Source organism: Streptomyces sp. NPDC031340 (genome assembly GCF_055569945.1).
Window position 1 is genome coordinate 1 of the sequence record NZ_JBVIIE010000108.1, and the last position, 9289, is coordinate 9289.

At 70.9% G+C, this 9289-nt stretch carries 8 protein-coding genes; 7 read left to right on the plus strand and 1 reads right to left on the minus strand.

The genetic code is table 11. The features are described from left to right. The first annotated feature begins 310 nt into the window (after positions 1–310). The 3 genes from ACZ5GT_RS40305 to ACZ5GT_RS40315 all read left to right on the plus strand — a co-directional run bounded on the left by ACZ5GT_RS40305 (position 311) and on the right by ACZ5GT_RS40315 (position 2052). Complete coding sequence (locus ACZ5GT_RS40305) at positions 311–628, plus strand: hypothetical protein (RefSeq protein ID WP_469036816.1); 318 nt, start codon at positions 311–313, stop codon at positions 626–628. A 263-nt stretch (positions 629–891) separates the two neighbouring features. Further along, positions 892–1296 (plus strand): gas vesicle structural protein GvpA, encoded by a 405-nt coding sequence (locus tag ACZ5GT_RS40310; protein ID WP_469036818.1) that lies wholly within the window; start codon positions 892–894, stop codon positions 1294–1296. A 354-nt stretch (positions 1297–1650) separates the two neighbouring features. After that, a complete protein-coding gene (locus ACZ5GT_RS40315) occupies positions 1651–2052 on the plus strand; it encodes a hypothetical protein (RefSeq protein ID WP_469036820.1) in 402 nt (133 codons plus the stop codon). Positions 2053–2521: 469 nt separating this feature from the next. Here ACZ5GT_RS40315 and ACZ5GT_RS40320 read toward each other — a convergent pair whose 3' ends face one another. Beyond that, positions 2522–3595: a MupA/Atu3671 family FMN-dependent luciferase-like monooxygenase gene (locus ACZ5GT_RS40320; protein ID WP_469036822.1), complete on the minus strand. Its 1074-nt coding sequence runs from the start codon at positions 3593–3595 to the stop codon at positions 2522–2524. Positions 3596–4433: 838 nt separating this feature from the next. Here ACZ5GT_RS40320 and ACZ5GT_RS40325 point away from each other — a divergent pair. The 4 genes from ACZ5GT_RS40325 to ACZ5GT_RS40340 all read left to right on the plus strand — a co-directional run. Beyond that, positions 4434–5681 (plus strand): hydantoinase/carbamoylase family amidase, encoded by a 1248-nt coding sequence (locus ACZ5GT_RS40325; protein ID WP_469036824.1) that lies wholly within the window; start codon positions 4434–4436, stop codon positions 5679–5681. Positions 5682–5779: 98 nt separating this feature from the next. After that, positions 5780–5992 (plus strand): MbtH family protein, encoded by a 213-nt coding sequence (locus tag ACZ5GT_RS40330; protein WP_469036826.1) that lies wholly within the window; start codon positions 5780–5782, stop codon positions 5990–5992. A gap of 43 nt (positions 5993–6035) precedes the next feature. Then, positions 6036–7061 carry a pyridoxal-phosphate dependent enzyme gene (locus tag ACZ5GT_RS40335; RefSeq protein WP_469036829.1) on the plus strand — a complete coding sequence of 342 codons (1026 nt, stop codon included), beginning with the start codon at positions 6036–6038 and terminating at the stop codon, positions 7059–7061. A gap of 46 nt (positions 7062–7107) precedes the next feature. Beyond that, positions 7108–9289: non-ribosomal peptide synthetase (locus ACZ5GT_RS40340; protein WP_469036832.1), on the plus strand; the 2182-nt coding region annotated here is incomplete at its 3' end.

A 9289-nucleotide genomic window follows, 5' to 3' on the forward strand; every position in this document is an offset into this window, starting at 1 on the left:
GGAACTCCTTGGGATACGGCTTGGGCACTGCGACATCCTTCCAGGCCGCCTCTCAGCAAGCCAGGTCAGGTGTCACCCAACCCTGCAGCAGTCCCCCATGAGCAACCAAGGCTCTGCTTGAACAAACCCTGGAGCCATCACCAAAACCGCAGGTCAAGCCAACTTCACAGAGTCCACACTCAACCCGACCTCGGAATTACCTGTTAGTAACTACTACCGAGCTGCGCTCCGCAAAACTGAGCAACTCCCTGGCCAGCGACTGAGGATTGCTCACCTCCAAGAGCGCCGCAACACCGTGCACCCCTCCCCCATGGGTGTGCCCCCGGCGCTGGAGCGTCTGAGCCGGAAGCAGACGGTGCAGTCCAGCGTGCGGGAAGTGCGCAGCGCTCTGGCCCGTTGCGCTTCGCAGGATCCGCTGCGGGTGGTGGAGGCGGTTTTGGAGGCGGACATTGCCGCCGGTCGGTCCGCCCATCCCGGGAAGCAGGATCAACGCGCCCTCTGGATCCAACGGGACTGTCTGGAGCTGGTGTGTCGGATTGCCGCCGAGTACGGCCAGCAGCCCGGTGTGGTAGCCCGGGTCCTCTACCACCGCGAAACCACGAAACCCCAGGTCACAGTCACGACCTAGAGTCTCGATCAAACCCGGAACGGTTCAGGGACCGAAAACACCAGCACTGACTACAGCCAACTCCGATGCATTCCGCTCTCCGAACTGAGCAACACGCAGGTCGGCAGCGAAAGACTGCTCATTTCCAGTCAGGCCGCAACAGCAGCCGCCGAGGCCACGGCGACCAGCGGGAACACCGCGCAGCGCCCCCGTTCGGAACCGGACTGCGGGCGTGGCGGGGCAACGCGCGTGCGGAATACACATACGGCAAGGGGCTGGTCGTGATGACCATGACGACACAGCAGGGCGGCGGCGGAGGTTCCAGTGGCCTCTACGACGTACTGGAGCTCATTCTCGACCGGGGGCTGGTGATCGACGCGTTCGTGCGCGTCTCCCTGGTAGGCATCGAGATACTCAAGATCGACATACGGATCGTGGTGGCCAGCGTCGACACGTATCTGCGCTTCGCCGAGGCGTGCAACCGCCTCGACCTGGAGGCAGGCCCGCGCAAGCCGGCCGGCCTGACCGAACTCACCGGGAAGCTCACCGAATCCGGCGCCCGCGGCAAGACCAAGGGAGCGCTGTCCGGGGCCGCGGAGACGATCTCCGAGGCCTTCCAGCAAGCCCGTGACGAGGGGCGCCAGAGGCAGGGAGCGCGGCCCGCGCGCCGGAGGCAGGGAGAGTTCTGAGCCCACTTCTGCGGATTGACGGCGCCGCCGGACCAGGGCGCCGACCGAAGCCTGTCGCTCCCGCCTCGGCGGATTCACGGGTCCGTCGGACACAGGGCGCCGACCGAAGCCCGTCACTTTGCCCCGGTACCGCTCACCGCCCCGACGACGGCGACCTCTCTTCTGGCCGGCCTGTGCCCGGGGCCGCGCCGACGGCTCGCAGCCCGGGCCGCGGAAGCACCGTCCGGCACGCCGCATGACCGCCCGCGTCAGGCGGCGCCCTTGAAGGCGCGCAGGTACGCGTCGAGGGTGCGGGAGCCGAGCAGCCGGCGGGCGGGCGCCAGGGTTCTCGCGGCGGCGGTGACCACGTAGCGGGTGCGCGGGCCGGCGCTGACTGTCGACGACCGTGTCGGCCGGCAGGTCGAGCATCGCGGTGCTGCAGTCGCCAACCTCACCGACTGCCTCAACCGCCTCGCCACCCTGCGCGCCGGCATCCTCCCGCTGGAACTGGCGATCCTCACCGACCCCGAACTCGCCCGCGTCACCCCACCCCCGGGCATGCTCCCCGGCCCGCCGGGACGCCTCGCCGAGTACCTGCGCAGCGAACAGGAACTCGGCCGGCTGCGAACCGACGTCGAACCGACGCACACCGCCGTCGTGCTCCTCGCCCTCCTGTTCGGCACGGCGATGAACCCACCCGCCCCCCAACCAGGCACGCGGCCGGACACATCTCTGCCCACCATCGTCCTCGAAGGCATCGCACCGCAAGCCCGATGACCCCGGAGTGGACCTGACCGCCGAAGGCCGCCCTGCCGCAGACCACCGGGCGATCGGCGAGACCGTCCAGCCCTGGCGACGCGGCGCGTCCACGTCTCCTTGCCGCGACGCGGGCGAGGCAGGAGTCGGATGCCTGGACGGGAAGTCCTGGAGCAGGATCGGACGGAGGCGGCTGCCGCCGGGGGAACGACCGGCTCCGGCGCGGCGTACACGGCGGGCGGCCGCAGGTGTGGCGGTCGGGCATGGAACGTGGAGGTGCTCAGCGGCCTGTACAGGGAGGTGTTCGCCGCGGTGGTGGCCACCGCGGGGCCGGTGAGCGGGGTGGACCTCGGCCCACTCCACGTCCCTCATGTCGTCCGGGACAGCGCCGCTCCCGCCGTCCCGGGCGGTCTGACCGAACCTGTGCGGGTGACAGCCGCACCCAGGAGGGACCGCGGTGGACGCATTCGGTCTGCCACGACGCACTCAGTCACTCGACCGGACCTTGAGCGGTCAGCCCGGCCAGGGTGACCAGCGGGTCGATCCCCTCGATGATCTGGCGCCCCGTCAGCCCGAAGTCGATCAGGCAGGCCACCTCGTCCACGCCCGCCCGCTCCAGCCGTTCCACCATCGGCAGGCAGCCGGCGGGTGAACCGATCAGCGAGCCGTGGCGCAAATAGCGCTCGTAGGTCATGTCGAGCAGCTCTTCCAGGACGTCAGCGGGGATCTCCTCCTCGGGCATGCGCAAGCCGCCGCTGATGGTGCCGCCGCCGACCGCCGACTTGCGTTCCAGGACGACGGCCGAGCGCAGGTACTCGCGGAACGGGACACGTGCCCGCCGTTCGGCCTCGTCGGCGTCGTCGTGCAGGTGGGTGTGGAGCATCAGCGAGACGATGCCGTCCTCCGGACGGTGCCCGTTGTCGGCCCGGGCGCGGCGGTAGGAGGCGATCTTCTCCGCCAGTTGGTCGATGTCCTGGCCGATCAGGTGGCTGAGCAGGTGAGCGCCGGCCACACCGGCGTTGACGAAGGTCTGCGGATTCCCCGAGGAGGTGACCCACACCGGCAACTGCTCCTGCACCGGACGCGGATACAGCCTGACTGCGGTCATGCGTCCGCTGCCGTTGACCAGTTTGACCGAATCGCCTGCCCACAACCTCCTCACGGTGTCGATCTGTTCACGCATCACCTCGTGCCGGGACTCGTAGCGGTCGGGGTACAGGACGAAGTCGTTGGTGTTCCACCCGGAGCCGAACGACACCGCCACCCGCCCGCCGGACAGGTTGTCGACGGCCGACCACTCCTCCGCGATCCGCACGGTCTGGTGCAACGGCGAGATGAGGCTGCCGGCCCGCAACTGGATCCGCCGGGTGACCGTGGCGAGCGCGGCGCTGGTGAGGGCCGGATTGGGGAAGACCCCGCCGAACTCGTCGAAGTGGCGCTCCGGAGTCCACACGGCGGCCAGGCCGCCCTCGTCCGCCCGCTTCGCCGCCTCGACCATGGTGCGGTAGGTCTCCTGTGCGCCGCCCGCGGACGACGCGGCAAAGAACATTATGCCGAAGCGCATGTGCTTGACTCCCTCGGAGAACGGGCTGAAAGGCCGTGCTCGAACGACGTGCTCGCGTGCGCTCTCGAAGATGCGACGTTCCCGTGCAGCGTTCCCGACTTGCCGTTCGCGGGAGCCGACAGTTCTTCCACAGAAATGCGGAACCGGTAGAAGGGAATCAGGGGCACCGAGCGGCAGAACGCTAGTCACCCCTCCCCAACCATGTCAATAAGTCGTCCTGCCGTTCCTTGATGGCCGAGGAATTGGGACTGCGGGGCGGGCCCTGGGGTGGCAAGTCACGGGAGTCGAACCTTTCGGACGGATCCCGCCTCCAGAGCGGCCGGGGTACCCCATGTGAGGGACACGAGCAGATCAGCGCCCTGGTTGTCGCAGGTCGTGGACGTTTCCCGGTCGAAGGGTGACAGTGCGCGTGAGCACGGCCGGACGGTGGAGAAGCTGAGGTGAATCGACCTGCCGGGGTCTCCGATGGCGCCGCAGGAGGATTGGCCGGTTATGGCTGTGGCTGATCTCGGCCGGATGGGCCACCCTGGGGTGGTGCCGCCGAGCGTGTCCGGCTTGGCCACGAACCGCTTAAGTCGCTCCGGCGGAGGGGTCACAAATACCTCCGGGTAATGCACAGCGGCAGCACGCGAGGTGCTGTATCACGGTTCCGCCAGCGGATATGCAATGCCTGTCGGCAACACGGTCGCTCTTCCCGGGAATCCGACCGGTCGTTTCCGTCGAAAACCAGCTGCTCGCGCCATGGTTTGCCATTCACCGGAGCTTCGAAGTGGATCCCTCTGTCGAGGCACGTCCGTCGTTGAGGTTGGGAGAACAGACTTTGCGACCGTCGAACGCGATGCCAGCCGGCCTGGCCGGGCACGCCGGCCTGCGGGCCGACGGCGTCAGGATGCTGGCGACGCTGCGCGGGCTGGACGACTGCGGGGCGGATCCCCGCGGAGGTGTCACCCGGCTCGGCTTCACGCCGGAGGAGGACGCCGCCCGGGACTACCTGCGCCGGGTCGCGGCCGAGTGCGGGCTGACCAGTGAGATCGACCAGGCCGGCAACCTCGTCATCCGGCGCGCCCACGTGAGCGACCGCCCTGCCCTCGTCATGGGCTCGCACCTCGACACGGTCCCGCGTGGCGGCACCCTCGACGGCACCTACGGCGTGATCGCCGCGCTCGAGGTGCTGCGGGTGCTGACCGAACACCAGGTTCCCCTCGCCTACGAACCGGTGGTCGTCGCGTTCGCCAATGAGGAAGGCGCCCACGTCCCGGTCCCTTTCTGGGGTTCGCTGGCGGTCGCCGGACGGCTGCCCGACCCGACGGGCGTCGTCGACCGGAACGGTGTGCCGCTGGGTGAGGCGCTGGCCCGGGCCGGCGGCAGCATCGACGCCGTCGACCGGGCCGCCTGGGCACCCGGCTCCGTCGCCGCCTATCTGGAGATCCACATAGAACAGGGCCCCGTGCTCGAGGCCGCCGGCGTGCCGATCGGCGTGGTCGACGCCATCGTCGGCCGCACGATCGTCGAGTTCGAGGTGACCGGACGCCAGATGCACGCGGGGACGACGCCGATGAACCAGCGCTGGGACGCGCTGGTGGTGGCGGCCCGCCTCGTGCTCGCGATCGAGGCCGTCGCCAAGGACGACAAGCTGTGCGCCGCGGGAACCGTGGGCATCCTCGACGCGCTGCCGGGCCAGACCAACGTCATCCCCGGCCTCGTCAGGATGTCGGCCGAGATCCGCGACGGCGACATGGACCGGCTGCGCAAGGCCGAAGCGGCGATCCTCGCCGAAGCGCAGCGCCTGGCCGGCGTGCACGGTGTCGAGATCGAGTCGCGCGTCACCATGCGTTCCGAGGCGGTGAGTACCGCCGAACCGCTGCGCGAGGCGATCCGGCGCGCCGCGGGACACCTGGGGCTGGCATACCTGCCCATGTACAGCGGAGCCGGCCACGACGCGCAGATCGTGGCCGCCGTCGCGCCCATCGCCGTGATCTTCGTGCCGAGCGTCGGGGGCGTCAGCCACGCCCCCGACGAGTACACGGCCCCCGAGGACCTGGTCACCGGAGCCAACGTACTCCTGCACACGGCCCTTCGCGTGTGACCTTCCCCCTTGTCCGGCGGGCGCATTGTGCTGCCCGCCGCCGCCCGGTCGGCACGTCGTCCGGACCGCATGCCTCTCACCATGAACGGGGTTCCACCATGCCTGAAACCAGCGCACTTCCCTACCAGGTCGTCGTCAACGAGGAGGAGCAGTACTCCATTTGGCGTGTCGGCAAGCCGGTGCCCGAAGGCTGGCGCGCCGAGGGCACCAGCGGCACGAAAGAGGAGTGCCTGGCGCACATCGATCAGGTGTGGACCGACATGCGCCCGCTGAGTCTGCGCCGCCACCTGGAACAGGCGGGACAGGCCTGATGAGCGTCCCGGCCCGGCCGCACCGACCCGGCCGGAGGCACAGATGACCTTCGAGACGACCACCCCGATGCCAGCGGTGCCCTCGACGGCCCCCGGGCCGCTCGGCGCGCCCGCCGACCGGGAGGTGCCGGAAGAGTTCGCCGCCGCCTGCCGGGCGGCGCCCTGGCGGCTGGCCGGGACGGCCCGCGTCACGCCGGTCACCGTCGACAGCCGCAGCGGGGTTCGGCTCAAGTGCGAGAACCTTCAGCTCACCGGGTCGTTCAAACTCCGCGGCGCCTTCAACGCGCTGTCCGGCCTCGGCGCGACCGATGTCGTGGTCGGGTCCTCGGGCAACCACGGCATCGCGGTCGCCTGGGCGGCCCGACGCCTCGGCGTCACGGCGACCGTGGTGATGACGCGCACCTCCAGCAGCCACAAGCGGGAGGCGGTACGGGCCCTCGGAGCGCGCGTCGTGCTCTGCGACGGCGGCAACGAGGCCCGGAGCGCGCGCGTCGGCGAGATCGCCGAGGAGACCGGCGCCGTGGTGGTGTCCTCGTTCGATCATCCGCTGGTCGTCGCCGGACAGGCCTCGGTCGGTTTCGAGATCCTCGACCAGGTTCCGGATGCCACCACCGTCGTGGTGCCGGTCGGCGGCGGCGGGTTGCTCGCCGGCGTCGCGACCGCCGTCGCCCTCAGCGGACGTCCGATCCGGGTCCTCGGGGTCGAACCCGCCGGGGCCGACGACACCGCGCGATCCCTGGCGCTGGGGCGGCGCGTCTCGATAGCGCCCCCGACGACGATCTGCGACGGCGTGCACGCCCAGACCCCGGGTGAGTTCACCTTCCCGCTGTTGCAGCGGTTCGTCGAGGGGATCGTCGTGGTCGACGACGCCGCCGTGCTGCACGCCCTGCGGGACCTGGGCGCGCAGGGCATGACGGTGGAGCCCACCGGCGCGCTGGCGCTGGCCGGCGCCCGCACCCTGCCGTCGTCCGGCGGAGTCGTCGCCGTCGTCAGCGGCGGCAACATCCGCCCGGAGGAATTCCGCCGACTGACCGGGGTCACCCCGGCCCGGCCGGTCCCCATGCCCTGAGCCTCCCGGCCACCGCAGTCCCAAGAATCCCACCGGTGGAGGAAGCATGCCTGGTCAGCAGCGGATCGCACCGCTGTCCTTCGCGCAGCAACGACTCTGGTTCCTCGACCGGCTGGAACCCGGCAGTCCCGAGTACACCGTGGCGCTGGCCTGGCGCCTGACCGGCGACCTGCGCGCCGAGGCGCTGCAGGACGCCCTGGCGACGGTCGTGGCCCGGCACGCTGTGCTGCGCACCCGTTTCGAGGTCACCGACGACGTGCCGCACCAAGTCGTCCTGGACGAGGTCCCGGTCGAGCTGCCGGTCGTACCCGTGGACGGTTTCCGGACCGCCGAAGCGGCGCTCGGCACGCTGGCGGAGCGGCCGTTCGACCTCGCCACCGCGCCGCTGTGGCGGGCTGTGCTGCTGCGCACGGGCCCGCGGGAGCACGTATTCGGGCTGACCGTGCACCACAGTGTCTTCGACGCCGAGTCCGTTCGGAATCTGGTGGCCGAGATCGGTGCCTGCTACGACGCCGCGGTGGTCGGGACCCGGCCCGTGCTGCCGGAACTGACCCGCAGCTATGCCGCCTACGCCGAGGAGCAGCGGGCGGGGCTCGGCGGCGCGATGCTGGAGGCGGACCTCGCGTACTGGCAGGACGTGCTGACCGGTGTACCGCCGCTGGACCTGCCCACCGACCGGCCCCGGCAGGCCGGCGCCGCCGCCGACGGCGCGGCGGTCGAGTTCACCGTGGCGGCCGACGTGACGGCGCGGCTGCGCACCATGGCCCATGCGCGCCGGGCCACGCTGTTCATGGTCCTGGCCGCCTGCGTGCAACTGCTGCTGGGTCGCTGCGCCGGCCAGGACGACGTGGCGATCGGCACCCCGATCGCGCACCGCGACGACCCGGACCTCGAACCGCTGATCGGCTTCTTCGTCAACACCCTCGTGCTGCGTGGCGACCTGTCGGGCGATCCGACGTTCGAGGAGCTGCTGGAGCGGGTCCGCGACCGCGTGCTGGACGCCTGGGACCACGCCGAGCTGCCCTTCGAGCGGCTCGTCGAGGAACTGCACCCCGAACGCGATCTCACCCGCAGCCCGCTCTTCCAGGTGATGCTCGTCCTCAACACGGCCGGCGGCGACCCGGTGCTGAGCGGCCTTGACGTCGAGGAGATCCCTGTCGGCATCACCCGCTCGAAGTTCGACCTGACCTTCGCGCTGGTCGACGGCCTGACGCTGGACGGCGAACTGCGCTACAACACCGGGCTGTTCGACGCCGACCGGATGGAACGCATGGCCGGCCACCTGCTCACCCTGCTCGCTGCGGTGGCCGACCGTCCGCAGGCCCCGCTGTCCGAGCTGCCGCTGCTCACCGGCGCCGAGTACCGGCAGACCGTCGAGGAGTGGAACGACACCGGCGCCCCGCGGCCCGCCGGTCCCGCCCTGCACCGGCTCGTCGAAGAGCAGGTGCACGAGGCGCCGGACCGGCCCGCGGTGGTGGACGCGGACGGCACCACCTGGACGTACGGTGAGCTGAACGCGCGGGCCAACCGGCTGGCGCACCGCCTCATCGCGCTGGGGACCGGCCCGGAGGACCTGGTCGCCCTGTGCCTGCCGCGCTCGGCCGACTCCGTGGTCGCCCGGCTGGCCGTGCTGAAGACCGGCGCCGCGTACCTGGCACTCGACACGGCGGCGCCCGCCGACCGGCTGCGCCTGCTCCTCGACGACGCCGAGCCCGTCCTCGTGCTGGCCCGCCGCGACACAGCCGTCGTGCTCCCGGGCAGCGCGGGGCGTCCGGTGCTGCTGATCGACGCGGCCTCCACCGACACATCGCCGGACGTCGATCCGGACGTTCGGGTGCGCCCGGACGGCGCCGCGTACGTCACGTACACCTCCGGCTCCACCGGCCGGCCCAAGGGCGTCGTCACCACCCACGGCAACGCCGTCTCCCACCTGCAATTCCTGCGCGAGGAGTACGGACTCGGCCCGCGGGACTCGGTACTCGCCCTGGCCGGCGACGGTTTCGACGCCTCGGTGCGGGAGGTCTTCGGCGCCCTGGGCTCCGGTGCCCGCCTGGTCATGGCGGCTCCCGACGCCGCCCGTGACCCGGCAGGGGTCGTCGCCGCCGTAGTCGGAGGGGCCGTCACCGTACTGCTCAGCGTGGTGCCGTCGCTGCTGTACGAACTCGCCGACGTCCCGGTGCGGCCGGGCTCGCTGGACGGACTGCGGCTGGTGCTGTGCAGCGGTGAAC